This window comes from Bradyrhizobium sp. 62B, from assembly GCF_030272265.2.
In the GTDB taxonomy this organism is placed as follows: domain Bacteria; phylum Pseudomonadota; class Alphaproteobacteria; order Rhizobiales; family Xanthobacteraceae; genus Bradyrhizobium.
On sequence record NZ_CP092841.2, the window covers coordinates 4,805,566 to 4,830,757 of the forward strand.

Here is a 25,192-nt window from a genome sequence, read left to right on the forward strand (position 1 = left end):
CTTCTGTTTCAGCTCCCTTGATCGAGAGGGTGGGTACATTTTCGCTTTCGCTCTTCGAGCTACGGCAGACAAGTCGCTTTGCCGACCCTGCGAGACCTTCCGCGACGGCACCTACGTTGCCTGCTCCATCATCCCAGCAAGCCGCACCAGCTCCGCCTCCAGATCCCGCTCCACATCCGCGGCGCGAATGTCCAGCACCCGATAGTCGCGCGCTTCCAGCCAGCTCCGCCGCCCCGCACGGTCGGCCGCGATCGCCTCGCCTTCGCCCGGGTTGACCAGCTCGATCGCGATCCGGTGCGGGAAGGAGACGAAGTCCGGGATATGCCGCCCCACCGGGGTCTGGCGCTTGAACTGACCTGCGAAGCGGCGGTCGCGGGTCAGCGCCTGCCAGAGCAGGCGCTCGGCGTCGGTCGGGTTGCGGCGGAGCAGACGGGCGAGGCCGCGCACGGTCGAGCCGCTGTCTGAGACGCCGCCGCCCTGCCCGTGTTCGGCCAGAAGGGCGCGCAGGCGCGTCGCCTGCTCGCCGTCGAGCACGCCCCCCTTGGCCGGGCCCTTGCGCCCCTCGGCAATCGCCATCACCACGCCGTGGAGGGTGTGCATGTCCTGCTTGGTCGGCTCCATCCGCGTGAAGATGTTGCGCAGATTCACCAGCATGGTGTCGCGCTTCTCGGCCGGCCGCAAAAATTCCACCTTGTCGAGCTCGCGCACGAGGTTGTCGAAGAAGGCCTGCATCTGGTGCTGCGAGGCGCGCTCGGAGCGCTCCGGCATGGCATGCGGCAGCTCGCCGGAGGTCGCGCGCTTGAACCATTCATAGCCGACCAGCAGCACGGCCTGGGCGAGGTTGAGCGAGGCAAAGCCGGGATTGACCGGGAAGGTGATGATGCGATTGGAGAGCCCGACCTCCTCATTGGTCAGCCCCCAGCGCTCCCTGCCGAACAGGATACCGCACCTGCCGCCGGTCGCGACGTGCCCGGCGATCTCGGCCGCTGCGGCCTCCGGCCCGACCACCGGCTTGGCCTGGTCGTGGGGGCGCGCGGTGGTGGCGAACAGGAGGTCGAGGTCGGCGACCGCCTCTTCCACCGTGCCAAACAATTCGACCTTTTCCAGAATGTGGTCGGCGCCGGCGGCGGCGCGCTGGGCAGCGATGTTGGGCCAGCCATCCCGGGGGTTGACGATGCGAAGGGCGGACAGCGCAAAATTGCCCATGGCCCGTGCGGCCATGCCGATGTTTTCACCGAGCTGCGGTTCGACCAGGATCACGATGGGACCGCCGAGGGACAGGCCCGTTTTGCTCTTGTCAGTCCCCGACATCTCGCTTCGCTTTCACGCTTCGTCTCAAGGCCTTGGCAAGGCCGCCTGAGGAATTGATTCAGGCGGCCCCAGGATCGGCGCCCGCCCTCGCGGTCTGTCGTTTGCCTGTCCTGACGAAATTCTCAAGGGAAATAACGGGTTGGATTCGACTTTTGAATCTCCTCCGGATCCCCCGGATTCGGCCCTGCGGCAGGGCGGCTCCCCGCCCCCCGTCTGGGGAAGCTGGATGAGCTAAAAGTGCATAATCCCTTGGCTTTCGCCCGCCGCGCGGCGGTGCTAAGAGGCGGCGGATATTCCCGTGGCGCGCCAAAAGCGCCGTTCCAAGAGGCTTCCCCGATCATGGCAAAAATCAAGGTATCCAATCCCGTCGTCGAACTCGATGGCGACGAGATGACCCGGATCATCTGGCAGTACATCAAGGACAAGCTGATCAACCCGTTCCTGGATGTCGAGCTGCTCTATTTCGACCTGGGCATGGAATACCGCGACCACACCAACGATCAGGTGACCATCGACGCGGCCGAGGCCATCAAGAAGGTCGGCGTCGGCGTCAAGTGCGCTACCATCACCCCCGATGAAGCCCGGGTGAAGGAGTTCAACCTCAAGCAGATGTGGAAGTCACCGAACGGCACCATCCGCAACATCCTCGGCGGCTGCATCTTCCGCGAGCCGATCATCTGCAAGAACGTGCCGCGCCTGGTTCCCGGCTGGAGCAAGCCGATCATCATCGGCCGCCACGCCTATGGCGATCAGTACCGCGCCACCGACATCAAGTTCCCGGGCAAGGGCACCCTCTCGATGAAGTTCGTCGGCGAGGACGGCACCGTGATCGAGAAGGAAGTGTTCAAGGCTCCCGGCGCCGGCGTCGCCATGGAGATGTACAATCTCGACGACTCCATCATCGACTTCGCCCGCGCCTCGTTCAACTACGGCCTGCTGCGCAACTACCCCGTCTATCTCTCGACCAAGAACACGATTCTGAAGGTCTATGACGGCCGCTTCAAGGACATCTTCCAGGACATCTTCGACCGCGAGTTCAAGAAGGAATTCGACGCCAAGGGCCTGACCTACGAGCACCGCCTGATCGACGACATGGTGGCCTCGGCGCTGAAATGGTCCGGCGGCTATGTCTGGGCCTGCAAGAACTACGACGGCGACGTGCAGTCCGATACGGTCGCGCAGGGCTACGGCTCGCTCGGCCTGATGACCTCGGTGCTGCTCACCCCCGACGGCAAGACCGTCGAGGCGGAAGCCGCCCACGGCACGGTGACCCGCCACTACCGCGAGCACCAGAAGGGCAAGGAGACCTCGACCAACTCGATCGCGTCGATCTTCGCCTGGACGAGAGGCCTCGCCCACCGCGCCAAGCTCGACAACAATGCCGAGCTCGCCAAGTTCGCCAACACGCTGGAGAAGGTCTGCGTCGACACCGTCGAGGCCGGCTACATGACCAAGGACCTCGCGCTGCTGGTCGGCGCCGACCAGCGCTGGCTCTCGACCACCGGCTTCCTCGACAAGGTCGCCGAGAACCTCACCAAGGAGCTGGCGGCGTAAGCCGACCGCAATTTCGCCCGACTGGGCCAGACATCATCACGGGCCGCGCCTTCAAGCGCGGCCCGTTTCTTTTGAGGCCCCCGCGCGGAGATGCGACCATGTCGATCAAGCTTGCCGTCCCCTGCCTGTTGCTGCTCGCTGGATCTGCTGCGGCCGCAGAATCCCTTCCCGACGCCATCGCAGCCCCCGGCGAGAGCATGGTGCTCAGCGTCCACGCCGAGGGCGCGCAGGTCTATGAGTGCAAGGCAGGCCCCGACGGCAAGCTCGCCTGGGCCTTCCGCGAGCCGATCGCGACGCTGCTGTCCGAGGGCAAGACGGTCGGACGACACTATGCCGGCCCGAACTGGGAGCTCACCGATGGCAGTGCGGTGGTCGGCAAGGCCGCCGGCAACGCGCCGGGCGCGACGGCGGCCGACATCCCCTGGCTGAAGCTGGAGATCACCGCCCGCCGCGGCAGCGGCACGCTCACGCCCGTCACCACCGTCCAGCGCATCAACACCCATGGCGGCAAGCTCGACGGCGCCTGCGACAAGGCCGGCGAGTTCAGAAGCGCGTCCTACTCGGCCGACTACGTCTTCCTGAAGAAAAGCTGACCGCTCAGCGGTCGGTGTCGTCCTTCTCCGCCTGCGCCAGCTCCGCCAGCGCGAGGTCGCCGGTGTCGGCGAGCCTCGCCTTGGCAGTTTCGTGGACGTGGTCGGCGAGCGTCGGCATGCGCGCGATCAAGGCGTGAAAATCCTGGGCGTCGAGCACGAGCAGGCGCGTCTTGCGCGTCGCCGTCACCGTGCCGCTGCGTTTTGTTTTATGCAGCAACGCGATCTCACCGAAGAAGGTGCCGTCGGCGAGGAGCACATGCTGGCTCGGCAGCGCGATCTCGACCTCGCCGGCCGTGATGAAATACATCGAGGACGCGGCATCGCCCCGCCGCACCAGGATCTCGCCCTGCTCGATCGTGCGCGCGCGCAGGAGCCGCATGATGTCGGCGATCTCCGCGGCCGACAGATGCGAGAACAGCGGCACCCGCGCCAGCATGCCCCAGGTGACGACGAAGTCGCGCCGCTTCACCTCTTCGGCAAAGGCGGTGGAGATGATCGCGACCGGCAGCGCGATCATGGCGAAGCCGCTGATGATGGCGAATGTGGAGATCAGCTTGCCGAACGGCGTCACTGGCACCACGTCGCCATAGCCGACGGTGCCGAGTGTCACGATCGCCCACCACATCGCCTGCGGGATGGTGCCGAGCTTGTCCGGCTGCACGTCGCGCTCGATGGCGTAGAGCAGCGAGGCGAAGGTCAGGACCGCGCCGATCAGGATGACGATGCAGCCGATCAGCGCCCGCCGTTCGGCATGCACGGCGGCGAGCAGCGAGCGCATCGCCGGCGAGTACCGTATCAGCTTGAAGAACGGCAGCACGCCGAGCGCTGCCAGCGTCGCGTGCCGGCCGGTGGCGAGCACGATGGCCGCAGGCAGGAATGCCATGAGGTCGACGATGCCGAGCGCCGACAGGGCATAGCCGAGCCGGTCGGACAGCGCGGACGCCTTGCGGGGAGTGTGGCCCGCCACGGTCCACAGCCGCGCCAGATATTCCAGCGCGAACACGATCACGGACAGGATGGTGATGGCTTCGAACAGCGTGCCGAACTGCGCGTCCAGCTCCGGCACCGAAGCGAGGATCATCGCGACCACGTTGAGCACGATGACGCCGATGATGATCTGGATGAAGCGCGACCCGGCCGAATAGGCCAGCGGGTCGTGCTCCAGCAATTCGTAGAGGCGATCCCTCACATTGGGATCGCGAAGCCCACGCCCTCGCGGACCGGGGCGCATGGCTTCACGCAGCCCCCATCGCTTTTTCGATCGCCGCCAGCGCCTCGGTCGCCTTGGCTCCATCGGGGCCGCCGGCCTGCGCCATGTCGGGCCGGCCGCCGCCGCCCTTGCCGCCGAGCGCCTCGGAGGCAACGCGCACCAGGTTCACGGCATTGAAGCGCGCGGTGAGATCGGCGGTGACGCCGACCACGACACCGGCCTTGCCGTCCTCGGTGACGCCGACGATGGCGACGACGCCGGAGCCGATCTGCTTCTTGGCCTCGTCGGCGAGGCTCTTGAGATCCTTCATCTCGATGCCCTCGACCGCGCGCGCCATCAGCTTGACACCGCCGGCGTCGCGCACGCTGGCCGCTGCGCCATCGCCGCTCGACACGCCGCCGCCCATCGCCAGCTTCTTGCGGGCGTCGGAGAGCTCGCGCTCGAGCTTCTTGCGCTCTTCCATCAGCGCGGCGATGCGCGCCGGGACGTCGTCGAGCGAGGTACGCAGCTCGCTCGCCGCGGTCTTCGCCAGCGCCATGGTGTCGTTGGCGTGCCGGCGCGCATAGTTGCCGGTCAGCGCCTCGATGCGGCGCACGCCGGAGGCGACCGCGCTCTCGCTCGTCAGCGTGATCAGGCCGATGTCGCCGGTGCGCTTGACATGCGTACCGCCGCAGAGCTCGACCGACCAGCCGAGCGCGTTGGTGCCGCGCTCGCGCGCGGTGCGGCCCATCGAGACGACGCGGACTTCGTCGCCGTATTTCTCACCGAACAGGGCGCGGGCACCGGCTTCGCGGGCTTCATCGACGCCCATCACGCGGGTGGTCACCTCGTCGTTCTCCAGCACCACGTCGTTGGCGATGTCCTCGACACGCGCGAGCTCCTCCGCCGTGATCGGCTTCGGATGCACGAAGTCGAAGCGCAGGCGGTCCGGCGCCACCATCGAGCCGCGCTGGGCGATGTGATCGCCGAGCACCTGGCGCAGCGCCTCGTGAATGAGATGCGTCGCCGAGTGATGCGCGCGGATCGAGGAGCGCCGCGAATGATCCACTTCGAGCTGCAGCGCCGTGCCGACTTTCAGCTCGCCGCTCTCGACGGCGCCGACATGGACGAAGAAATCGCCGAGCTTCTTCTGGGTGTCGGTGACGCGGAACTTGATGCCGCCCTCACCCGAGAGCACGCCGGTGTCGCCGACCTGGCCGCCGGATTCCGCATAGAACGGCGTCTGGTTCAGCACGATCGCGCCGGTCTCGCCGGCCTTGAGGCTTGCGACCTCCGCACCATCTTTCACCAGCGCGGACACCACGCCCTCGGCGCTCTCGGTCTCGTAGCCCAGGAATTCGGTCGCACCCAGCTTCTCGCGCAGCGGGAACCAGATCGCTTCGGACGCAGCTTCGCCAGAGCCCTTCCAGGACTCGCGCGCCTTGGCCTTCTGCCGCTCCATCGCGTCGGTGAACGCGGCCTGGTCGACGCCGATGCCGCGCGACTTCAGCGCGTCCTGCGTCAGATCCAGCGGGAAGCCATAGGTGTCGTACAGCGTGAAGGCGACGTCGCCGTCGAACATGTCGCCCTTCTTCAGCGACGCGCTCTTCTCGTCGAGGATGGCAAGGCCGCGGACCAGCGTCTTCCGGAAGCGGGTCTCTTCCAGCCGCAGCGTTTCCTCGATGAGATTTTCGGCGCGCATCAAATCCGGATAGGCCTGGCCCATCTCGCGCACCAGCGCCCAGACCAGCCGATGCATCAGCGGCTCCTTGGCGCCCAGGAGCTGTGCATGGCGCATCGCGCGGCGCATGATCCGGCGCAGCACGTAGCCGCGGCCCTCGTTCGAGGGCAGCACGCCGTCCGCGACCAGGAAGGCGGAGGAGCGCAAGTGGTCGGCGATGACGCGGAACGAGGCGACGTTCTGCTCGTTCGGCCCGCTGCCGAGCGCGGACGAGGTCGCGTCGATCAGGTGACGGAACAGGTCGGTCTCGAACACGCTGTCGACGCCCTGCATGATGCAGGCCATGCGCTCGAGGCCCATGCCGGTGTCGATCGAGGGACGCGGCAGGTCGACGCGCTCCTCCTTCGTCACCTGCTCGTATTGCATGAACACGAGATTCCAGAATTCGAGGAAGCGGTCGCCGTCCTCTTCCGGCGAGCCGGGAGGCCCGCCCCAGATGTGATCGCCGCGGTCGATGAAGATCTCCGAGCACGGGCCGCACGGGCCGGTGTCGCCCATCGCCCAGAAATTGTCCGAGGTCGGAATACGGATGATGCGGTCGTCGGAGAAGCCGGCGATCTTCTTCCAGAGCCCGTGTGCCTCGTCGTCCGTGTGGTAGACGGTGACGAGCAGCTTGTCCTTGTTGAGCCCGAAATCCTTGGTGATCAGCTTCCAGGCCAGCTCGATCGCGCGCTCCTTGAAATAGTCGCCGAACGAGAAGTTGCCGAGCATCTCGAAGAAGGTGAGATGGCGCGCGGTGTAGCCGACATTGTCGAGGTCGTTGTGCTTGCCGCCGGCGCGCACGCATTTCTGCGACGTGGTGGCGCGCTGATAGGGCCGCTTCTCGACGCCGGTGAAGACGTTCTTGAACTGCACCATGCCGGCATTGGTGAACATCAACGTCGGATCGTTGCGCGGCACGAGAGGCGAGGACGACACGATCTCGTGGCCGTTCTCGGCAAAGAAGTTCAGAAAGGTCGACCTGATCTCGTTGACGCCGCTCATGTTCATCCACTCGGGTATGCTTGGACCCGCTTCCCAGCCATCCAAACCGCGCGTTTGGGCTGATATCTGCGGGCCAAAGCGCTTTTAGACAAGGCCAGCTTCGCTGTCCAGAAACTGTGCAGAGAGATCAGAGGGTTGCCGCAGGCGCTCAGTCCCCCTTGCAATCCCGTTGAAAGGCACGGATGCCGCGTTGACAGGCTTGGCCAGCCTGTGGTCTTTACCCATTTGTATCGTACGGCCACGTCGGGAGAGACCGGCTTAGGCAGCCGGCGCCGAAGGAGCAACCGCCCCGGAAACTCTCAGGCAAAAGGACCGCGTGGCTTTGACGACATCTGGAAAGAGGCGCCGGCGGGCAAATACCTTCTAAGGAAGGTTGGCCCGGATAGCGTCCGCCGACGGGATAATACTCTCAGGCACAGCGACAGATGGGGCTTCGACTGGTTTGTCTCGGGGAATCGTCCCCGGGGAACCGCCGAGGGCCCCTGTGATGCTGGCGCGTGACGACAAAGACTCCCTGAAACGTACCCCCCTTTACGATCTGCATGTGTCGCTCGGCGGCAAGATGGTGCCGTTCGCGGGCTACGACATGCCCGTGCAATACCCCGCGGGCGTCCTCAAAGAGCACCTCCAGACCCGCAGCTCCGCCGGCCTGTTCGACGTCTCCCATATGGGCCAGCTCACGCTCCGGCCGAAATCCGGCAAGGTGGAGGACGCCGCCCGTGCGCTGGAGCGGCTGGTGCCGCAGGACATTCTGGCGATCGCGCCCGGCCGGCAGCGCTACGCCCAGTTCACCAATCCGGACGGCGGCATTCTCGACGATCTCATGGTCGCCAACTTCGGCGACCACCTGTTCCTGGTCGTCAACGCCGCCTGCAAGGCGGAGGACGAGGCGCATCTGCGCGCGAATCTCTCGGACGATTGCATCATCGATTCGCTTCAGGACCGCGCGCTGATCGCGCTCCAGGGCCCGAAAGCGGAAGCGGCGCTGGCGAAATTCTGTGCAGAGGCGCCCGCCATGACATTCATGGATGCCGGCCCGCACGAGGTCGCCGGCATCAAGTGTTTCGTCTCGCGCTCCGGCTACACCGGCGAGGACGGTTTTGAGATTTCCGTCCCGGCCGCCGATGCCGAGCGGCTCGCGAAGACGCTGCTGGAAAACCCCGACGTGATGCCGATCGGCCTTGGCGCCCGCGACAGCCTGCGGCTGGAAGCAGGCCTCTGCCTCTACGGCCACGACATCGACACCGCGACCACGCCGGTCGAGGCCGCGCTGGAATGGTCGGTGCAGAAGAGCCGCCGCAGCGGCGGCGCGCGCGCCGGCGGCTTTCCCGGCACTGAGACAATCCTCGCCCATTTCGACAACGGGGCATCCCGCCGCCGCGTCGGTCTGCGTGCCGAGGGCCGCGCGCCGGTGCGCGAAGGCGCGCTGCTGTTTGCGGACGCGGCCTCCGGCGAGCCGATCGGACAAGTCACTTCGGGCGGTTTTGGGCCGACCCTGAACGCGCCGGTCGCGATGGGCTACGTGCCCACGAAGCTGAGCGCGCTCGGCACCAAACTGTTCGCCGAGGTGCGCGGCCAGCGGCTGCCGCTCGCCGTCGCCGCCATGCCCTTCGTGAAAAACACCTACAAACGCTGAGGACTTGAAATGACCACGACGCTGTACACCTCCGACCACGAATGGCTGGCGATCGACGGCGATGTCGCGACCGTCGGCATCACCGATTATGCCCAGCAGCAGCTCGGCGATGTCGTGTTCGTGGAGTTGCCCAAGGTCGGCCGCACGCTGAAGAAGGCGGAAGCCGCCGCCGTGGTGGAATCGGTCAAGGCCGCCTCCGACGTCTACGCGCCTGTCACCGGCGAGGTGCTCGAGACCAATGCCGAGCTCGCAGCCGAGCCGGCGCTGGTGAACTCGGACGCGCAAGGCAAGGCCTGGTTCTTCAAGATCAAGATCGCCGACAAGAACGAGCTCGGCGGCCTCATGGATGAAGCTGCGTACAAGGCGCATACGGCTTAGGGACGATGGAGCAAGCGATGACCGCGCACCGCAAGACCAACGGCGACACCGCCGCCAGTTTCGTTCGCCGCCATATCGGCCCTTCGGCGCGCGATGTCACCGCCATGCTGGAGGCCGTCAGCGCCAAGAGCGTCGATGCCTTGATGGCGGAGACGCTGCCGGCCTCGATCCGGCAGGCCGCGCCGCTCGATCTCGGCAAGCCGCTGAGCGAGACCGAGGCGATCGCGCACATGGCCGAGCTGGCGCGACAGAACCAGGTCTTCACCTCGCTGATCGGCCAAGGCTATTCCGGCACGATCCTGCCCGCGGTGATCCAGCGCAACATTTTGGAGAACCCGGCCTGGTACACGGCCTACACGCCCTATCAGCCCGAGATCAGCCAGGGCCGGCTGGAGGCGCTGCTCAACTTCCAGACCATGATCTGCGACCTCACCGGGCTCGACGTCGCCAACGCCTCGCTGCTCGATGAAGCCACCGCGGCGGCCGAAGCCATGGCGCTCGCCGAGCGGCACTCGCAGGTCGAGGCGCAAGCCTTCTTCGTCGACAAGGACGTGCATCCGCAGACGCTGGCGGTGATGCGCACCCGCGCCGAGCCGCTCGGCTGGAAGCTGATCGTCGGCGATCCCCTCACCGATCTCGACAAGGCCGACGTGCTCGGCGCGCTGCTGCAATACCCGGGTTCTTCCGGCGCCGTGCGCGACCTCAGGCCCGCGATAGCAGCGTTGAAAGCCAAGGGCGCGCTCGCGATTCTCGCCGCCGATCTCCTCGCGCTGACGTTGCTCGCCTCCCCGGGCGAACTGGGTGCCGACATCGCGATCGGCTCCGCCCAGCGTTTTGGCGTGCCGATGGGCTATGGCGGACCGCACGCGGCCTATATGGCGGTGCGCGATGCGCTCAAGCGCTCGCTGCCCGGCCGCATCGTCGGCCTCTCCGTGGATTCGCGCGGAGCACCCGCCTATCGGCTTGCGCTGCAGACCCGCGAGCAGCACATCCGCCGCGAGAAGGCGACCTCCAACATCTGCACCGCCCAGGTGCTGCTCGCCGTGATCGCCTCGATGTATGCGGTCTATCATGGCCCCGAGGGCCTCTCGCAGATCGCGCGCAATGTGCATCGCCGCGCCGCGGTGCTCGCGGCCGGCCTGCGCAAGCTCGGCTTTGCGCCGCAGTCGGAGGCCTTCTTCGACACGCTGAGCGTCGATGCCGGCGCCAGGCGCGCCGAGATCGTCGCGCGCGCGGCCGCAGAGAAGATCAATCTCGGCGTCGGTGACACCGCCCTGCGCATTGCGCTCGACGAGACCACAACGCCCGCGACCGTCGAAGCGGTCTGGCGCGCGTTCGGCGGCACGCTGTCCTATGCCGAGATCGACGCGACCACGCGCGAGGCGCTGCCGGAGGCGCTGAAGCGCACCACGGCTTTCCTCACCCATCCCGTGTTCCACGCGCATCGCTCCGAGACCGAGATGCTGCGCTACATGCGCAAGCTCTCAGATCGCGACCTCGCGCTCGACCGTGCGATGATCCCGCTGGGATCGTGCACCATGAAGCTGAACGCGACCACCGAGATGATGCCGCTGACCTGGCCGGAATTCGCGACCCTGCACCCGTTCGTGCCGCGCGAGCAGGCGGCCGGCTATCACGCGCTGTTCGCACGGCTGGAAAAGTGGCTGTGCGACATCACCGGCTATGATGCGATCTCGCTACAGCCGAATTCCGGCGCGCAGGGCGAATATGCCGGGCTGCTCGCGATCCGCGGCTACCATGCCGCGCGCGGCGAGAGCCACCGCAAGATCTGCCTGATCCCGTCCTCCGCCCACGGCACCAACCCGGCTTCGGCCGCGATGGTCGGCATGGACGTGGTGGTGGTGTCCTGCGAGAAGAACGGCGACGTCGACGTCAACGATCTCCGCGCCAAGGCCGAGAAGCATTCGAACGACCTCGCCGCGGTCATGATCACCTATCCCTCGACCCACGGCGTGTTCGAGGAGCACATCCGCGAGATCTGCGACATCGTGCACGGCCATGGCGGCCAGGTCTATCTCGACGGTGCCAACCTCAATGCGCAGGTCGGCCTCTCCAGGCCCGGCGATTACGGTGCCGACGTCAGCCACCTCAATTTGCACAAGACCTTCTGCATCCCGCATGGCGGCGGCGGCCCCGGCATGGGCCCGATCGGCGTGAAGGCGCATCTCGCGCCGTTCCTGCCGGGTCATCCTGCGACGAACGGCGAGGCACCGGTCGGCCCGGTCTCGGCCGCGCCGTTCGGCTCGGCCTCGATCCTGACCATCTCCTACATCTACATCCTGATGATGGGCGGCGAAGGCTTGAAGCGCGCCACCGAGATCGCAATCCTCAACGCCAACTACATCGCCGCGCGCCTCGATCCGCACTTCCCGGTGCTCTACAAGAACGAGAAGGGCCGCGTCGCCCATGAGTGCATCGTCGATCCCCGTCCGCTGAAGGTCACGTCCGGCGTCACCGTAGACGACATCGCCAAGCGCCTGATCGACTACGGCTTCCACGCCCCGACCATGAGCTTCCCGGTGCCGGGCACGCTGATGATCGAGCCGACCGAGTCGGAATCCAAGGCCGAGCTGGATCGTTTCTGCGACGCCATGATCGCGATCCGCAAGGAGATCGCCGAGGTCGAGGCCGGCCGCTTCAAGATCGAGGCCTCGCCGCTGCGCAACGCCCCGCACACCGTGCACGATATCGCGGATGACGATTGGACGCGCGCCTACACCCGCAGCGAAGGCTGCTTCCCCGCGGGCACCTCGCGCACCGACAAATACTGGAGCCCCGTGGGGCGCGTCGACAACGTCTATGGCGACCGCAACCTCGTGTGCTCCTGCCCGCCGGTGAGCGATTACGCGCAAGCGGCGGAGTGAGGTTTCGTAGGGTGGGTTAGCGGGCGGCGGCGCGAAGCGCAGGCCGCTGGCGTAGCCCACCACGTCTGCTTTCGCGGAAAATTGGGTGGATTACGCCTTCGGCTAATCCACCCTACGGCACCGAATGCGCCGCTAGGGCGCAATCAGCGAGCTCGTCCTCTGGCGGCCCCGCTTCTTTCTCGTCATCTGGTTCGTTCATTGCTGCGGCTTGCCGTTCCAGCAACTCCAGAAAGTCGTGCTGATCATCACGAAACGGGCACCGAAGACGTCGGCAACTCAACGTCCTCAGTGCCCGCTCCTCGCGATAACTCTGTACTCGAAAACTACTCGTCCGTCGGCTCCTCGCCGTCGGCGTCGCGCTCGGGCGTGCCGGCCAGGATCTGCTCGGCGATCAGGCCAGAGTTCTGGCGGATCGCGGTCTCGATCTTGGCGGTGATGTCGGGGTTGGCCTTCAAGAACGCTTTCGAGTTCTCGCGGCCTTGGCCGAGGCGCTGGCTGTCATAGGAGAACCAGGCGCCGGACTTTTCGACGATGCCGGCCTTGACGCCGAGATCGAGGATCTCGCCCATCTTGGACACGCCCTCGCCGTACATGATGTCGAACTCGACCTGCTTGAACGGCGGTGCCAGCTTGTTCTTGACCACTTTGACGCGCGTGGTGTTGCCGACCACCTCGTCGCGCTCCTTGATCGCGCCGATGCGGCGAATGTCGAGGCGGACGGAGGCGTAGAATTTCAGCGCGTTGCCGCCGGTGGTAGTTTCGGGCGAGCCGTACATCACACCGATCTTCATGCGGATCTGGTTGATGAAGATCACCATGGTGTTGGACTTGTTGATGGAGGCCGTCAGCTTGCGCAGCGCCTGGCTCATCAGCCGCGCCTGCAGACCCGGCAGCGCATCGCCCATCTCGCCCTCGAGCTCGGCCTTCGGCACCAGCGCCGCGACCGAATCGATCACCAGCACGTCGACCGCGCCGGAGCGCACCAGCGTGTCGCAGATTTCCAGCGCCTGCTCGCCGGTGTCCGGCTGCGAGATCAAGAGCTCGTCGATGTTGACGCCAAGCTTGCGGGCATAGACCGGGTCGAGCGCGTGCTCGGCGTCGATGAAGGCGCAGATGCCGCCCTTCTTCTGCGCTTCCGCCACCGTATGCAGCGCCAGCGTGGTTTTACCTGAGGATTCCGGCCCGTAGATCTCGACGATGCGGCCCTTGGGCAGGCCGCCAATGCCCAGCGCGATATCCAGCCCGAGCGATCCCGAAGACACCGCCTCGATGTCCATGGAGCGATCGTTCTTGCCCAGCTTCATCACCGAGCCCTTGCCGAACTGGCGCTCGATCTGAGAGAGCGCGGCGGCCAGAGCTTTACTCTTGTCCATGGAGGATCCTTCGACGATACGCAGGGCAGTTGCGGACATTGGGTCGTGCTCCTTATGGCGAGGATTCGCGTGAGGGACAAACGGTTGCGAGGGCGGCTCGGCGATAAAAGCAATGTACCCTATTTGTTCTAGGTTCGCAATATGTTCTTTGCGGATTTGGGTGCTGTCCGTATTTAAACCCCCTGCCAAGCGACCCGGTGGCGACAGCTCGACCTTCAAACCCGGCTCGCCCCTGCGCGTTGTGCGCACAATTGAACAGACGCCGTTCCGTTTCTGGATCCTAATCCATCATCATCCGCGAGGGACCGCGGCAGCTACCGGTGATGCGAACGCCGATTGCGCTCCCCGCCTTCCTCGCACGGACAATGGCGGGTCATGCTCAAGCGGCGACGGTTCAAGCAACAACTGACCCTCCAAGACCGGCTCTCCGCATGGGTGAAGCAGGTCAAGGAGGACGCTGCCAGGCTGCCTCCCAGCCCGGAGCGGGATGCCCTGCTCAAGAAGGCGCGCCAGGCCGAGTTGGCAAATCATCTGCAGGACTGGGCCAAATCCCCCGGGCTGCAACCGCCGAAATAACAGCGCGGCCACGACATCCCTCCCGACCGAAGCTGACGCGCGTCGAAGGCCTATGACCTGTCGTCGTCATAATTCCGCAATCCTGCGGCACCGAACCTTTTCGCGGTCTCAGCCTTGTCCAGGACAAGACCGCAACTGTTGGGGACCTCAGTCATGACGGACAACGAGCACCGCGAAACGACCAGGCGTAAACCCCTGCTGCAGGCGGCGCAGGAGGAGATGACGAAGTTCGAGCGCAAGGAGAACGAGTTCCGCAAGAAGGACCGCGACGAGCGCGCCAGCGAGCTCCGTCTTCCCCTGAACGAAATCAAGGTCCACTGAAGCCTGTCGAGACCCGCCTTCGGAATCGACGACGACGGCGCTGTCAGAGGAGCTTCAGCCGCCGGGCCTGGGTGCGCATGGCGGGATGACGCGCCAAGCTCATACAGCCTGCCGCGCACGATGACGGTATCTAAATACTACCTGTAAGCCATTGAAAGAACAACAAATTTCCATGCGGCCTACTGTGCATGGGGTTGTTTTCCAGTTTTGAGATTGGCGGCATGCCCGTTGCCCGCGATCATCGCAGGGTACGGCTGCCGCCTGCACGATCCCCTACAGCAGCGCCAGCAGCACGAGGCCGATCACCAGCACCACGAAGCCAGCCGCTGTCGCGGCGGCAAATGACCGCTCTACGTTATCCATGATGCCACCCCGTTGCCGGCGTGCCACGTTTCCCCCATGGCTGCGCCGAACGGTGTGAAATCTTGCCGACCTGTGTGTCGGCAGTTGTGCGAACGGATGTCGAAATTGGGACCGGTGCGGGGCCAGTCTGCGGCCTGTGCCAGGCCCGGAAAGCTGCCGCCTGTCAGGCTGCCGTAAGCGGAGCCGGCTAGGATGATGCGGCTATGGTGTTGCAGCCCAGCACCTCAGCCTCCAACAACTCTCTGCCCCGCTTGGCTCTCCCCAGGCGGGGCTTTTTCATGCCTGCCGGCCCGCCGCCGACTGACGTTCCTCTCGCGTCAGGCGCAGCGAGAAGGCGCGGATCGCGGGCGCAGCCAACAGCACGATCGGCACCATGGCGGCCCAGGCGATGAGCCACGACACCATCCAATGTTCAAAAAAGATCATGCCATCGCCGGCAGGAAAGCTGGCGACCCACGCTGCAATCAGCGAGGTCAATCCGGACTGGATGATTCCGAAGACGAAATGACTGTACCGCCGGGGAATGCCGAGCATGTCGAGCCCATGATGCTTGCTCTCATCGAAGCAAGCAAACCACATGCCGCCGCTGGCAGGGAACCGGAATCCACTGCAGCGCGAACACCCCCAAGCCTGCGGTTCAGGAACTCTGTTCATGGTCGGAGAACCACGGGCTTCGCCCGGCAATCTGCAGATTTTGCTTGTGCCTGGAATATTATGACGACCACCATGTTAACAATGATCAGGGTGAATCGTGGGAGGTCGCCATGAATCACAGGGGCATCGAGTTCACCGTCGCCAAGACGGCGATTCCCGGAATCTGGCAATGGCAGTTCCGCATCGGCGAGTTGGTCAAGACCGGCAAGACCGAGACGAAAATTGATCTGCTCGCGATCCGCCGCGTGCAGTTGCGGATCGATCGGGAGCTGAAGCGATCGGCCGGACAACGGCCTGAACCGGCCGGATGAATTGTCGGCAATCGCAAGGCGCCTTGCGCCCCGCCACGGCTGGCAGGCCCGCTGCTGCAGCATCATCCGTAGCCGCCCGGAATTGATCTGACGCCGGTTTGGGATTGGACTGCGCGCGCCCATGGCCGTGGGGACGAGGCCATCACGCGCGCGACCGGTGCTACTCATGCCGCTCTATTTCTTTCGAATCCGGAATGGCCGTTATTCCGGCTGCGCCGACCAGGCGACGGAATTCGCCGATCGCGATTCGGCCTGGAAAGAGATGACCAGTGTCTGCGCCGACATGACCGCCGGCATCGCCCGCAAGCTCCAGGAAAATTCCGAATGGCACATGGAGCTGTTGGACGAGACTAAGGAGCCCGTGTTCCGGATCCGCATCGTCGCCGAAACCCTCGAGTAGCATGAGCCCTCGGAGCAGGCCCGCCTAGTCCGCGCTGGGCAGCCGCCGCATGGTGAATTCGATCTCGCCGCCGGGCAGTTCGCGCCAGGTCTCGACCGCGCTCATATAGCCGGCCTTGGGGTAGCGCGCGAAGAAGGCCTGCGCCCGTTCCCGCGCCGCGGTGCGCGGCAGCGTGAAGGTCTCGCGCAGATAACCGTCGCCGCCCGTTCGGCCGGGCTTGCCGGCCGCCTTGCGCCGGCGCGCCATCCGCTCGGCGAGATCCCGCGGACGATCGGCCATATCGTGCCCTCCTCTACGCGCTACGCTCAGAGGCAAATGTAGGGCGCGGGCCGGCTGAAGAGGAGTCCCGTTCGCAAGACGTCGGACCGCCCCCGAGCGCGGCCGAACTCAGTTGGCGGCCGTGCCGCTCTTGGACTTCTTCGGCGCGCTGGTTGCGGCCGATGCCTTCGGCGCCGGCTGTTTCGGCGGATCGGAGCGCATGCCGCCCCAGGGATCGTTGGACGCCTTGTTGTCCGGAATCTTCTTCAGCGTTTCCTTGTAGGCCTTGTCGCGCTCGGCTTCCGCGGCCTTCTCCTCGGGGGTCTTGCTCGGGGCGTCCTGCAGCAAATTGAGCTGGGGCATTTGCGCGTAGGCCGGGCCGGCCAGCACGGCCAGCACCGCGGCCAAACGGAAAAGCTTCATCATCCACTCCTTGATCATCCATGATGCACGGATCGCCCGCGCCGTGTCATCCGTGTCGCCCCGGGCGCGTTCGGAGCCCCCGCTAGAGCGGATCCGACCGGCACGATTTGGGCCCATGCAGCCAATCGTCCCAGATCGGGCCGCATCTGGTGCACCCGCTCAGCGCGAGGCCGAGCGCGACCATACAAAAAACCAGGACACACCGACGCAACATCATCCACCCGTACCCCAAGCGAGGCATCATACCGGGCCAAGTCAGGCATTTTCAAGCCGGCGGGACCGCCGCGACCGGGTGACTTTGCCGCGCCGATGCGCGCACAATGGGAGCGAAACATCCGGCAATACAGGAGTGTGCGACAGCAATGCAAAGGCAGCCAGACGCCGAATTCGGCCTCCCCGACGCCAGACGCATCCTCGGCGAGGTTTTCGCGCCCTGGGTCCAGGATCTCAACCTCGCGATCGAGCGCCTCGAGCACGCGCAGCCGGCGGATGTCCCGGACTGGCAACCGGGCGCGCTCCTGCGCATGCCGTTTTCGGACCGGTTGTGCCGGAACGGCGGCGTGGTCTGCGGCCAGGCCCTGATGGCGCTCGCCGACACCGCAATGGTGATCGCGAACCTCGCGGCCAATCGCGGCTACCGCCCCATGACCACGGTCGACCAGACCACGCATTTCATGCGCGCGGTGTCCTCCTCGGACGTGCTGGCGGACGCACGCGTGGTGCGGCTCGGGCGCACCATGAGCTTTGGCCGCGTCACGCTGCTCTCGGCGACCGACAACAAGCCGGTCGCGATGGTGTCCAGCGCCTTCGCGATGTTGCCGGGCTGATCCAAAAAACGAGAGCCGCGTGAGCGCAAAGCGCACCCGCGGCTCTCCATCACGGTCGCGTCGAAGCAGTCGCGCTTCGGCCCGCGTGCGTCACATCACTTGCCGAGCACTTCGTCGGCCGCGGTGACGATGCTGGCCGTCGGGTTCTTTCCGCAATAAGAACCGAATTTCTTGGCGTTCTCGATGAACACGTCGGTGTCGATGATCGCGTTGTCCTCGTCGCCCTTGTACCAGCCATCCATCCAGGTCAGCACCACCTGGATGTTGTCTTCGCCGCTCTCGAGGAACTGCTTGCAGCTCATGGTCGAGAGGTCCCACTTGACGGCGTGGGCGGGCATCGACGACAGCGAGAATGCTGCAGCGAACAGAAGCGAAAGCGTGGTCTTCATCGGAATCTCCATCGGCGCGTAACGCCATAAAAGAAAGGCTTGTCGGGAAAGTCGGCGGAGAGCCTCTCCGCCCGAACGTCGTAAACGAAGTCTGAAACGCCAGGTAAGTAGCGCCAGTATTGAATTTAGTTCAACGCAATTTCTATGCACTACTCCTTGATCATCATGATGGATCGACTCGGATGATCGAGAGGCGTACAGCGCAACGTCACCGTGTTTTCAAGGGTGGAACGATCACCTTCGAAAACAACGGCATCGCTTGCACGGTGCGAAACATGTCGGCGGGCGGCGCGGCGATCGACCTCGACGCTCCCGTCACGTTGCCGCAATCGTTCACGCTCTCGATCGCGCGCGACGACTTCGTACGGAATTGTCGCACAGTTTGGCGCAGTAACAAGCGCGTCGGCCTCGCCTTTGTGCAATAGCGCGCGCGATGTGAACGAGTGTTCGCATCACATCCACAATACGATGATGATTGCGCGACACGACGAGGGCGCTGCCTCGCGAAGCAGGCGATTGTGGGTACTCGTCGTCGATCCCGCCGGAACATGATTCGAAAAGCCCGAATCAGACCCGCTACTCTATTTCGGCTTCTTGGCCGGTTCGCTCGGGCGGGCGCCGCCCCATGGGTCGTACTTGTCCTTGGGCTCGGGAATGCGCTCGAGCGCAGCCTTGTAGGCCTTCTCGTCGACCTTGGGCTTGTTGTCCGCGCGCTTGGCCGAGTCCTGGGGCGGCCGCCGGCCCTGTGCCTGCGCCGGGGCAGCCGTCAGCGCCAGCGCGGCGGCCGCGATGACCAAAATCCTCATTGGTGCAATCCCCTTCGTCTGGGGTACACGCTAGCCTGCAATCGCGGAATAGCAAATACCGCGGGCTCCAAGGATTGATCTCAAGGCTTGGTGGAGGCTTCAGCAAATCTTGATCGGCGAGGACTTCGCCGGACCGCATTCGTGCCTATCTGTTGGCCCGCAGGGGACTTTCACGGATGTTACGGATTGTTGCTCAAGCGGCGCTGCTCGCCGGCGCGCTCGCGCTCGGCGCCTGCGGCTTTGCCGACAGCCGCGCGCCGGTGCCTGAGTTCATGCGCATGAAGGAGGCCGAGCAACCGGCGCCCGAAGCGCCCCCCGACGTCAAGCGTGTGGTGCGCGAACAGATCGACGTTGTCTTCCTCACCACCTCCTATCCGCGCGAGGTGCACGTCGCCCCGCCCCATCGCGAGGTGCGAGGACCGGGCTGGACCGCCTGCGTCCGCGCCCAGCTCACCTCCGCGACCGGCACGTCGCTTGGCGCCCAGACCTACATCGTGACGATCAATGGCGGAAAGGTCGTCGACCGCCGGCGCGCCGAAGCCGACGACATCTGCGGGACCGAGACTTACGAGCCGATCTAGGAGCGCTGAAAGAGAAAGTTCCGGGAAAAACCAGCATTTTGGCCGGGAACGATAGCCGCCTCCCCTTCTTGTTACCGCCGAGGGCAGTTTCGAGGAGGACATGATGAAGACATTTGCGATTGCGCTGCTGGCGGGCGTGGGTGCCCTGGCGTCCGCCTCGGGCGCGAAGGCTTCCGATATCTACACGACCAGCGAGTACACCAATCCGGATCTGGTTCAGCAGGTGCGGCTCGTCTGCGACGACGCCGGCCGCTGCTATCGCACACGTGGCGGCGCGCGCGTGATCGTGCGCGATTCCTACAACTACATGCCGCGCGAACGCTATTACGAGCGCCGAACCTATCATCGCGATTGGGATGACGGTCCGCGCGCCGGCGTCGGCATCCGCGCGCCTGGCGTCAGCGTCGGCGTCGGTGTCGGCGACCGCTGGTAATCGCTAGTCATCACTAAGCCGATGGACGGGACCGGACGAGAGAACTCGTCCGGTCACGTCCGCGCGTCAACCTGCCCGACAAACGGAAATCAGGCCACAACCGATTGCTGCTGAAACTGCTCGTAGGCCGCGATCGCGTCAGCAGCGTACATCAGCGACGGCCCGCCGCCCATGTAGACGGCCATGCCGAGCGTTTCCTCGATCTCCTCGCGGGTCGCACCAAGCTTGACGAGCGCTTCGGCGTGAAACCCGATGCAGCCGTCGCAATGCGCGGCGACGCCGAGTGCCAGCGCCATCAGTTCCTTGGTCTTCTTGTCCAGCGCGCCGTCACGCGTGGCGGCCTGGGCGAGCGCGGAAAATCCCTTCATGGTGTCGGGAATGTCGCTACGAAGCTTCTTCAGATTGGCCGAAATGTTCCTGGTGATGTCGACGTAGTTCTTGTCCATCGGACCCTCGTTAGTTGGATTTGGCTGCGGTCGGAGCCGCCTCGCGCGGTGCGCGCAGGGCGATATAGATCGCGGGGATCACCAGCACGGTGAGCAGTGTCGACGAGGCGAGCCCGAACAGGAGCGAGATCGCCAACCCCTGAAAGATCGGATCGAGCAGGATGGTTGCGGCCCCGATCATGGCGGCGAGCGCGGTGAGCAGGATTGGCTTGAAACGCACAGCGCCCGCCTGCAGCACCACATCGCGCAGCGACTTGCCGTCTGCGTTGCTGTGCCGGATGAAATCGACCAGCAGGATCGAGTTGCGCACGATGATGCCGGCAAGCGCGATGAAGCCAATCATCGAGGTCGCGGTGAACGGCGCACCCAGCAGCCAGTGCCCGATCAGGATGCCGATCAACGTCAGCGGAATTGGCGTCAGGATGACCAGTGGCAGACGGAAGCTCCGGAACTGGGCGACGACCAGCACGTAGATGCCGAGGATGGCTGCCCCGAAGGCGGCGCCCATGTCGCGGAAGGTCACCCAGGTGATCTCCCATTCGCCGTCCCATAGCAGCGTCGGCCGCGACTCGTCCGAGGGCTGGCCGTGCAGGCTGATCGCGGGCTTCGGCAGCCGGCCCCAGTCATGAGTCTCGACGCGATCGGCAACCGCGAGCATGCCGTAAAGCGGCGCCTCGAAGCGCCCGGCGAGTTCGGCCATCACCATGTCGGCGAAGCGGCCGTCGCGGCGGAAGATCGTCGGCGAGCCCTCCTCCATGGTCGCCTTCACGACCTGGCCAAGCTCGACCACCGTCTTACTGCCGGGCAAGGTGTTGGCCGGCACCGGAGTCGAGGCCAGCGCCTCGTCCCAGACCAGATCGCGCTTTCCGAGATGCACCGCGATCTCGATCGGATTGCGATCCTCGCCGCGATGCGAATAGCCGATCGAGATGCCGCCAAACAGCGCCTGGATGGTGTCGTAGACGTCGCGCTGCTCGACGCCGAAGAATTCGAGCCGGTCCTGGTCGATCGAGAGCCGCAGCCGCGGCCGCTTCTCGCCGATGGAATCGTCGATATCGACGATGAACGGCACGTCCGCGAACACCTTCTTGAGCTCCGCCGTGACCGCACGGCGCGTGGCCGCATCGGGACCGTAGACTTCGGCGAGCAGCGTCGACAGCACCGGCGGCCCCGGCGGCACCTCGACCACCTTGAGGCTGGTGCCCGCAGGCGGATCAAGCGCCTTCAGCTTCTCGCGCAGCTCCAGCGCGATCTCGTGGCTCGCGCGCTTGCGCTCGCCGCGCGCGGCCAGATTGACCTGCACTTCGCCGAGCTCGGGCCTCTCCCGCAGATAATAGTGACGCACCAGGCCGTTGAAATTGAAGGGAGCCGGCGTGCCGGCATAGGATTGCAGCGAGGTGACCTCGGGCAGTTGCCGCGCGATCTCGGCCGCGCCGAACAGCGTGCGCTCGGTCGCCTCGAGGCTCGCGCCTTCCGGCAGGTCGACGACCACGGCGATTTCGGACTTGTTGTCGAACGGCAGCAGCTTGACCGTCACCGACTTGGTCGCGAACAGCGTCATCGACAGCAGCGTCGCGATGCCGACGCCGAGCAGAAAGATCCAGGCTGACCGCTTGCTCCGCACGATTGGCGCGGCGAAGCGGCGGTAGAGCCGGCCGAGCCGGCCCTCGTCGTGCTCCGCATGCGCGGAGGCAATTTCGCCCTTCGGGGCAAGCTTGAGCATCAGCCAGGGCGCCACCACCATCGCGACGAAGAACGAGAACAGCATCGCCGCCGACGCATTGGCCGGGATCGGCGCCATATAGGGACCCATCAGGCCCGACACGAACAACATCGGCAGCAGCGCGGCGACCACGGTCAGCGTTGCGACGATGGTGGGATTGCCGACCTCCGCAACCGCCTCGATCGTCGCCTGCAGCCGCGGCCGGCCGTCGCGCATGCCCCAGTGCCGCGCGATGTTCTCGACCACGACGATGGCGTCGTCGACCAGAATGCCGATGGAGAAGATCAGCGCGAACAGGCTGACGCGGTTGATGGTGTAGCCCATCAAATTGGCCGCGAACATCGTGAGGAGAATCGTCGTGGGAATCACGACGAAGGTCACCAGCGCCTCGCGCCAACCGATCGCGACCGCGATCAGGACGACGATCGAGACCGTCGCGAGGCCGAGGTGGAACAAGAGCTCGTTGGCCTTCTCGTTGGCCGTCTCACCATAGTCGCGCGTCACCGTCACCTGGATATCATCCGGGATCAGGCGCGACTTCAATCCGTCGAGGCGCTTGGCGATGTTCTCGGACACGACGACAGCATTGGCGCCGGCCCGCTTCGCCAGCGCCAGGCTGACGGCGGGCGTGCGCGTCCACTGCCCGGCGGGCCCGCGCGAATCCGTCCAGACCCGATGCTCGATGGTGCTCGGACCGACGACGACGGAGGCGACGTCCTTGACATAGACCGGCCGGCCGTCGCGGCTCGTGATCAGCAACAATCCGATGTCGGGAACGCCTGACAGCGTCTGCCCCGCCGCAACGCCTCGGACGATGCCGGCATCGCGGACCTGCCCGGCCAGGAACGAGCGGTTGGCGTCCTTCACCTTGGCCACGAGCTGCTGCAGCGTGACGCCGAACAACGACAGCTTCTCCGGATCGGGCTCGACCCGGATCTGTTGCGCCGCGCCGCCGGGGATGTAGGTGAGACCGATGTCGTCGACCTTCATCAGCTCCGCGCGCAGCTTGTCGGCGAGCTCAAAGAGATCCTTGTCGGTCCAGCGGCTGGCCGCCTCCGGCTTCGGCGACAGCGTCAACACCGACACCGCGACGTCATTGATGCCCCGTCCCACGATCAGCGGCTCGGGGATGCCGACGGGAATGCGGTCCAGATTGGCGCGGATTTTCTCGTGCACCCGAAGGATGGCATCCTCGAACTTGGTGCCCACCAGGAAGCGCGCGGTGACCATCACGCGGTCGTCCTCGGTCTGGCTGTAGACGTGCTCGATGCCATCGATGCCTTTGACGATCGATTCCAGCGGCTTGCTCACCAGTTCCACGGCGTCGGGCGCGCGCAGGCCGTCGGCATTGACGCGGATGTCCACCATGGGAACGCTGATCTGCGGCTCTTCCTCGCGCGGGATCACCACGACGGCGATCAGCCCCACGACGAGCGCGCCGAGCAGGAACAGCGGCGTCAGCGGCGATGCAATGGTCGACCGGGTCAACCGTCCTGACAGACCGAGATTCATGGCCGCACCAACTCGTCGCCGGCCCGGATGCCCGACAGGATCTCGAGCCCGTCAGGAAGCGAAGGGGTCGGCATCTCGCGGCCGCGCTGCACCGGCACGTCAATCGTCCCATCCACTTTCCGAAGCTGGACGTAGTCGACGCCGAACCGGGTCGTCACATAGCTGGAAGGAATGACGAAGGCCGACCGCACGCCGCCGGCGATCCAGACCCGCAAGCGATCTCCGACGAAATATTCGCCGAGCCCCTCGACGGTCGCGTCCGCGATCACCCGCCCCTCCTCGATCTGAGGATAGACGAGGTCGACCACACCCCATTTCGAGGCTTCGCCTGCCAGCTCTGCACCATCGACGCGGACCTTGTCGCCGGCCTTGAGGAAGCGCGCGTGGCGCTCCGGCACGCGCAGCCGCAGCTTGAAGTTCTGCTCGGCGACCGTGACGATCGGATCGCCGGCGAGCACCACGGAACCCATGGTGATGAGCCTCTTCAGCACACGACCGTCCGCGGGCGCGAGCACCTGCCCCTGGTTGAGCTGCTCGTTGATGACGGCGCGCTCCGCGGTCCTAGCGCGCAGGCCGTTGTCGGCGACGTTGAGCGCCGTGCGCTGCTCGTCGAGCTTGACGCGCGGCAGGATGCCGCGCTCGACCAGCCCTTCAGTCCGGGTGAAGTCGAGCTGCGCCTGCTTGGCCTGGGCCTGCAGCGCCTCGATCTGCGCATCGAGCGATGTCATCTGGAGGACGAGCTTCTCGTCCCCGATCGCTGCGATGATTTGACCCGCGGCGACGCGATCCCCTTCCCGCACCTTGAGCTGAACGACGGTGCCGCCGATGCGGCTACGCGCCGGGACCACGCTGATGCTCTCGACGGTCGCGAAGACCGCCTTCTCGTCGGCGACCTTCTGCTGCGCAACGCCAAACGTCTCCGCGGCGGCAAGGGATGCCGGCGGTACCCCGATCGCCGCCCACGCGGCCAACAGCCCCAGGCGCGCCAGATATTGCAAGGGACGCATCCGTGTCCTCATTGGTTCATCGCACCGCGCCGCGGTGTCCTCTGATTTCATCGACATCGGGCGGAGGCGCGTTGATCTCGCGCAAGGCGCACCCGCCCGCCATTGCCTAGGCTTCACTTTGTCCTTGCGGACTTCGGCGCGCAGAACACCTGATAAAGCGTCTTCAGGATCTCGCGCGCCGGCTCGCTGGCGATCGAATAGAAGATCGTCTGCGCATCACGCCTGGCGGCAACGAGGCCGTCCTTGCGAAGGAGCGCAAGATGCTGAGAGACCGTGGAGTCCCGCAGGCTGAGGAACTCAGCCAGCTCGCCGACCGACCGCTCGCCGTCGATCAACTGGCAGATGATGAGAAGACGGTGGCGGTTCGAGAGTGCCTTGAGCAACTCGCTCGCCTGATCCGCCGCCCGCTCCATGATTTCGCTATCTATTTTCATACCTGCGTATATACGCAAGTACGAATATATAGTCAAGCGCTGCACGACAGCCGGCACAGAACCGGTGATGCGGCCTGATCCAAC

The 25,192-nt window shown here is 65.4% G+C and carries 26 protein-coding genes and 1 riboswitch; of the genes, 13 read left to right on the top strand and 13 right to left on the bottom strand.

The window, feature by feature from the left end:
• Window positions 1–111: 111 nt before the first annotated feature.
• Window positions 112–1,311, bottom strand: a complete 1,200-nt coding sequence (locus ML401_RS22940) for a TrmJ/YjtD family RNA methyltransferase (RefSeq protein WP_285807001.1) — start codon at window positions 1,309–1,311, stop codon at window positions 112–114.
• 339 nt (window positions 1,312–1,650) lie between these two features.
• Between ML401_RS22940 and ML401_RS22945 the strand changes: the two genes are divergently transcribed.
• Window positions 1,651–2,865, top strand: a complete 1,215-nt coding sequence (locus ML401_RS22945; protein WP_211418936.1) for an NADP-dependent isocitrate dehydrogenase — start codon at window positions 1,651–1,653, stop codon at window positions 2,863–2,865.
• Window positions 2,866–2,963: 98 nt separating this feature from the next.
• Window positions 2,964–3,458, top strand: a complete 495-nt coding sequence (locus ML401_RS22950) for a DUF3455 domain-containing protein (RefSeq protein WP_285807002.1) — start codon at window positions 2,964–2,966, stop codon at window positions 3,456–3,458.
• 4 nt (window positions 3,459–3,462) lie between these two features.
• Here ML401_RS22950 and ML401_RS22955 read toward each other — a convergent pair whose 3' ends face one another.
• Together ML401_RS22955 and alaS are read right to left on the bottom strand one after the other, a co-directional pair.
• Window positions 3,463–4,689: a cyclic nucleotide-gated ion channel gene (locus ML401_RS22955; protein ID WP_285807003.1), complete on the bottom strand. Its 1,227-nt coding sequence runs from the start codon at window positions 4,687–4,689 to the stop codon at window positions 3,463–3,465.
• A 4-nt stretch (window positions 4,690–4,693) separates the two neighbouring features.
• On the bottom strand, window positions 4,694–7,372 hold the full coding sequence (gene alaS, locus ML401_RS22960) for an alanine--tRNA ligase (RefSeq protein ID WP_285807004.1): 2,679 nt from the start codon (window positions 7,370–7,372) through the stop codon (window positions 4,694–4,696).
• Between the two features lie 234 nt (window positions 7,373–7,606).
• Window positions 7,607–7,696: riboswitch (glycine riboswitch) on the top strand.
• Window positions 7,697–7,859: 163 nt separating this feature from the next.
• On the opposite strand from alaS, the gene gcvT reads away from it, so the two are divergent.
• Genes gcvT through gcvP form a run of 3 tightly spaced genes read left to right on the top strand, consistent with a single transcriptional unit; the run spans window position 7,860 to window position 12,271 of the window.
• A complete protein-coding gene (gene gcvT / locus ML401_RS22965; protein WP_285807005.1) occupies window positions 7,860–9,008 on the top strand; it encodes a glycine cleavage system aminomethyltransferase GcvT in 1,149 nt (382 codons plus the stop codon).
• A 9-nt stretch (window positions 9,009–9,017) separates the two neighbouring features.
• Window positions 9,018–9,386 carry a glycine cleavage system protein GcvH gene (gene gcvH / locus ML401_RS22970; protein WP_194403166.1) on the top strand — a complete coding sequence of 123 codons (369 nt, stop codon included), beginning with the start codon at window positions 9,018–9,020 and terminating at the stop codon, window positions 9,384–9,386.
• 17 nt (window positions 9,387–9,403) lie between these two features.
• Window positions 9,404–12,271, top strand: a complete 2,868-nt coding sequence (gene gcvP, locus ML401_RS22975) for an aminomethyl-transferring glycine dehydrogenase (RefSeq protein WP_285807006.1) — start codon at window positions 9,404–9,406, stop codon at window positions 12,269–12,271.
• 323 nt (window positions 12,272–12,594) lie between these two features.
• Here gcvP and recA read toward each other — a convergent pair whose 3' ends face one another.
• Window positions 12,595–13,683 (bottom strand): recombinase RecA, encoded by a 1,089-nt coding sequence (recA, locus tag ML401_RS22980; RefSeq protein ID WP_126260835.1) that lies wholly within the window; start codon window positions 13,681–13,683, stop codon window positions 12,595–12,597.
• A 336-nt stretch (window positions 13,684–14,019) separates the two neighbouring features.
• Here recA and ML401_RS22985 point away from each other — a divergent pair, with 336 nt between their 5' ends.
• Window positions 14,020–14,220, top strand: coding sequence for a hypothetical protein (locus ML401_RS22985; RefSeq protein WP_285807008.1), 201 nt, complete (start codon window positions 14,020–14,022; stop codon window positions 14,218–14,220).
• Between the two features lie 153 nt (window positions 14,221–14,373).
• Window positions 14,374–14,541, top strand: a complete 168-nt coding sequence (locus ML401_RS22990; RefSeq protein WP_285807009.1) for a hypothetical protein — start codon at window positions 14,374–14,376, stop codon at window positions 14,539–14,541.
• A gap of 639 nt (window positions 14,542–15,180) precedes the next feature.
• Here ML401_RS22990 and ML401_RS22995 read toward each other — a convergent pair.
• Window positions 15,181–15,438, bottom strand: a complete 258-nt coding sequence (locus tag ML401_RS22995; protein ID WP_285807010.1) for a DUF2798 domain-containing protein — start codon at window positions 15,436–15,438, stop codon at window positions 15,181–15,183.
• A gap of 230 nt (window positions 15,439–15,668) precedes the next feature.
• On the opposite strand from ML401_RS22995, the gene ML401_RS23000 reads away from it, so the two are divergent.
• A complete protein-coding gene (locus ML401_RS23000; RefSeq protein ID WP_285807011.1) occupies window positions 15,669–15,869 on the top strand; it encodes a hypothetical protein in 201 nt (66 codons plus the stop codon).
• Window positions 15,870–16,035: 166 nt separating this feature from the next.
• Window positions 16,036–16,269, top strand: coding sequence for a DUF6894 family protein (locus tag ML401_RS23005; RefSeq protein WP_212068217.1), 234 nt, complete (start codon window positions 16,036–16,038; stop codon window positions 16,267–16,269).
• 24 nt (window positions 16,270–16,293) lie between these two features.
• Here the strand turns inward: ML401_RS23005 and ML401_RS23010 are convergent, their stop codons facing one another.
• Window positions 16,294–16,548: a hypothetical protein gene (locus ML401_RS23010; RefSeq protein ID WP_212068218.1), complete on the bottom strand. Its 255-nt coding sequence runs from the start codon at window positions 16,546–16,548 to the stop codon at window positions 16,294–16,296.
• A 108-nt stretch (window positions 16,549–16,656) separates the two neighbouring features.
• Complete coding sequence (locus ML401_RS23015) at window positions 16,657–16,950, bottom strand: hypothetical protein (RefSeq protein WP_194403173.1); 294 nt, start codon at window positions 16,948–16,950, stop codon at window positions 16,657–16,659.
• 362 nt (window positions 16,951–17,312) lie between these two features.
• On the opposite strand from ML401_RS23015, the gene ML401_RS23020 reads away from it, so the two are divergent.
• Complete coding sequence (locus ML401_RS23020; RefSeq protein WP_259213994.1) at window positions 17,313–17,777, top strand: PaaI family thioesterase; 465 nt, start codon at window positions 17,313–17,315, stop codon at window positions 17,775–17,777.
• Window positions 17,778–17,872: 95 nt separating this feature from the next.
• Here ML401_RS23020 and ML401_RS23025 read toward each other — a convergent pair whose 3' ends face one another.
• Window positions 17,873–18,166 (bottom strand): HdeA family protein, encoded by a 294-nt coding sequence (locus tag ML401_RS23025; RefSeq protein WP_259213996.1) that lies wholly within the window; start codon window positions 18,164–18,166, stop codon window positions 17,873–17,875.
• Window positions 18,167–18,348: 182 nt separating this feature from the next.
• Here ML401_RS23025 and ML401_RS23030 point away from each other — a divergent pair, with 182 nt between their 5' ends.
• Window positions 18,349–18,591, top strand: coding sequence for a PilZ domain-containing protein (locus tag ML401_RS23030; protein WP_194403175.1), 243 nt, complete (start codon window positions 18,349–18,351; stop codon window positions 18,589–18,591).
• A 156-nt stretch (window positions 18,592–18,747) separates the two neighbouring features.
• Here ML401_RS23030 and ML401_RS23035 read toward each other — a convergent pair whose 3' ends face one another.
• Entirely contained in the window at window positions 18,748–18,972 is a 225-nt protein-coding gene (locus tag ML401_RS23035; RefSeq protein ID WP_285807012.1) for a hypothetical protein, read from the bottom strand.
• A 176-nt stretch (window positions 18,973–19,148) separates the two neighbouring features.
• On the opposite strand from ML401_RS23035, the gene ML401_RS23040 reads away from it, so the two are divergent.
• Window positions 19,149–19,553, top strand: coding sequence for a hypothetical protein (locus ML401_RS23040; RefSeq protein ID WP_211418924.1), 405 nt, complete (start codon window positions 19,149–19,151; stop codon window positions 19,551–19,553).
• A 100-nt stretch (window positions 19,554–19,653) separates the two neighbouring features.
• Window positions 19,654–19,986, top strand: a complete 333-nt coding sequence (locus tag ML401_RS23045) for a hypothetical protein (protein WP_285807013.1) — start codon at window positions 19,654–19,656, stop codon at window positions 19,984–19,986.
• 89 nt (window positions 19,987–20,075) lie between these two features.
• Here ML401_RS23045 and ML401_RS23050 read toward each other — a convergent pair whose 3' ends face one another.
• The 4 genes from ML401_RS23050 to ML401_RS23065 all read right to left on the bottom strand — a co-directional run bounded on the left by ML401_RS23050 (window position 20,076) and on the right by ML401_RS23065 (window position 25,087).
• Window positions 20,076–20,432 (bottom strand): carboxymuconolactone decarboxylase family protein, encoded by a 357-nt coding sequence (locus ML401_RS23050; RefSeq protein WP_212068221.1) that lies wholly within the window; start codon window positions 20,430–20,432, stop codon window positions 20,076–20,078.
• Window positions 20,433–20,442: 10 nt separating this feature from the next.
• Entirely contained in the window at window positions 20,443–23,667 is a 3,225-nt protein-coding gene (locus ML401_RS23055) for an efflux RND transporter permease subunit (protein WP_285807014.1), read from the bottom strand.
• Window positions 23,664–24,674, bottom strand: coding sequence for an efflux RND transporter periplasmic adaptor subunit (locus ML401_RS23060; RefSeq protein WP_285812726.1), 1,011 nt, complete (start codon window positions 24,672–24,674; stop codon window positions 23,664–23,666). The genes ML401_RS23055 and ML401_RS23060 overlap by 4 nt, the downstream gene beginning before the upstream one ends.
• Window positions 24,675–24,787: 113 nt before the next feature.
• Window positions 24,788–25,087 carry a helix-turn-helix transcriptional regulator gene (locus ML401_RS23065; protein WP_025037340.1) on the bottom strand — a complete coding sequence of 100 codons (300 nt, stop codon included), beginning with the start codon at window positions 25,085–25,087 and terminating at the stop codon, window positions 24,788–24,790.
• Window positions 25,088–25,192: the final 105 nt, after the last annotated feature.

What these genes read in the sequence shown, in the direction of transcription:
- ML401_RS23040 (WP_211418924.1), top strand. Translation starts at nt 19,149, where the DNA reads ATGTTACGGATTGTTGCTCAAGCGGCGCTGCTCGCCGGCGCGCTCGCG.
- alaS (WP_285807004.1), bottom strand. Translation starts at nt 7,372, where the DNA reads ATGAGCGGCGTCAACGAGATCAGGTCGACCTTTCTGAACTTCTTTGCC.
- ML401_RS23010 (WP_212068218.1), bottom strand. Translation starts at nt 16,548, where the DNA reads ATGGCCGATCGTCCGCGGGATCTCGCCGAGCGGATGGCGCGCCGGCGC.
- ML401_RS22940 (WP_285807001.1), bottom strand. Translation starts at nt 1,311, where the DNA reads ATGTCGGGGACTGACAAGAGCAAAACGGGCCTGTCCCTCGGCGGTCCC.
- ML401_RS23055 (WP_285807014.1), bottom strand. Translation starts at nt 23,667, where the DNA reads ATGAATCTCGGTCTGTCAGGACGGTTGACCCGGTCGACCATTGCATCG.
- ML401_RS23045 (WP_285807013.1), top strand. Translation starts at nt 19,654, where the DNA reads ATGATGAAGACATTTGCGATTGCGCTGCTGGCGGGCGTGGGTGCCCTG.
- ML401_RS23065 (WP_025037340.1), bottom strand. Translation starts at nt 25,087, where the DNA reads ATGGAGCGGGCGGCGGATCAGGCGAGCGAGTTGCTCAAGGCACTCTCG.
- ML401_RS23020 (WP_259213994.1), top strand. Translation starts at nt 17,313, where the DNA reads ATGCAAAGGCAGCCAGACGCCGAATTCGGCCTCCCCGACGCCAGACGC.
- ML401_RS22990 (WP_285807009.1), top strand. Translation starts at nt 14,374, where the DNA reads ATGACGGACAACGAGCACCGCGAAACGACCAGGCGTAAACCCCTGCTG.
- ML401_RS23005 (WP_212068217.1), top strand. Translation starts at nt 16,036, where the DNA reads ATGCCGCTCTATTTCTTTCGAATCCGGAATGGCCGTTATTCCGGCTGC.
- ML401_RS22995 (WP_285807010.1), bottom strand. Translation starts at nt 15,438, where the DNA reads ATGCTCGGCATTCCCCGGCGGTACAGTCATTTCGTCTTCGGAATCATC.
- gcvT (WP_285807005.1), top strand. Translation starts at nt 7,860, where the DNA reads ATGCTGGCGCGTGACGACAAAGACTCCCTGAAACGTACCCCCCTTTAC.
- ML401_RS23015 (WP_194403173.1), bottom strand. Translation starts at nt 16,950, where the DNA reads ATGAAGCTTTTCCGTTTGGCCGCGGTGCTGGCCGTGCTGGCCGGCCCG.
- gcvH (WP_194403166.1), top strand. Translation starts at nt 9,018, where the DNA reads ATGACCACGACGCTGTACACCTCCGACCACGAATGGCTGGCGATCGAC.
- ML401_RS22950 (WP_285807002.1), top strand. Translation starts at nt 2,964, where the DNA reads ATGTCGATCAAGCTTGCCGTCCCCTGCCTGTTGCTGCTCGCTGGATCT.
- ML401_RS23035 (WP_285807012.1), bottom strand. Translation starts at nt 18,972, where the DNA reads ATGAGGATTTTGGTCATCGCGGCCGCCGCGCTGGCGCTGACGGCTGCC.
- ML401_RS22945 (WP_211418936.1), top strand. Translation starts at nt 1,651, where the DNA reads ATGGCAAAAATCAAGGTATCCAATCCCGTCGTCGAACTCGATGGCGAC.
- ML401_RS23060 (WP_285812726.1), bottom strand. Translation starts at nt 24,674, where the DNA reads ATGCGTCCCTTGCAATATCTGGCGCGCCTGGGGCTGTTGGCCGCGTGG.
- ML401_RS23000 (WP_285807011.1), top strand. Translation starts at nt 15,669, where the DNA reads ATGAATCACAGGGGCATCGAGTTCACCGTCGCCAAGACGGCGATTCCC.
- ML401_RS22985 (WP_285807008.1), top strand. Translation starts at nt 14,020, where the DNA reads ATGCTCAAGCGGCGACGGTTCAAGCAACAACTGACCCTCCAAGACCGG.
- ML401_RS23030 (WP_194403175.1), top strand. Translation starts at nt 18,349, where the DNA reads ATGATCGAGAGGCGTACAGCGCAACGTCACCGTGTTTTCAAGGGTGGA.
- ML401_RS22955 (WP_285807003.1), bottom strand. Translation starts at nt 4,689, where the DNA reads ATGCGCCCCGGTCCGCGAGGGCGTGGGCTTCGCGATCCCAATGTGAGG.
- ML401_RS23050 (WP_212068221.1), bottom strand. Translation starts at nt 20,432, where the DNA reads ATGGACAAGAACTACGTCGACATCACCAGGAACATTTCGGCCAATCTG.
- gcvP (WP_285807006.1), top strand. Translation starts at nt 9,404, where the DNA reads ATGACCGCGCACCGCAAGACCAACGGCGACACCGCCGCCAGTTTCGTT.
- ML401_RS23025 (WP_259213996.1), bottom strand. Translation starts at nt 18,166, where the DNA reads ATGAAGACCACGCTTTCGCTTCTGTTCGCTGCAGCATTCTCGCTGTCG.
- recA (WP_126260835.1), bottom strand. Translation starts at nt 13,683, where the DNA reads ATGTCCGCAACTGCCCTGCGTATCGTCGAAGGATCCTCCATGGACAAG.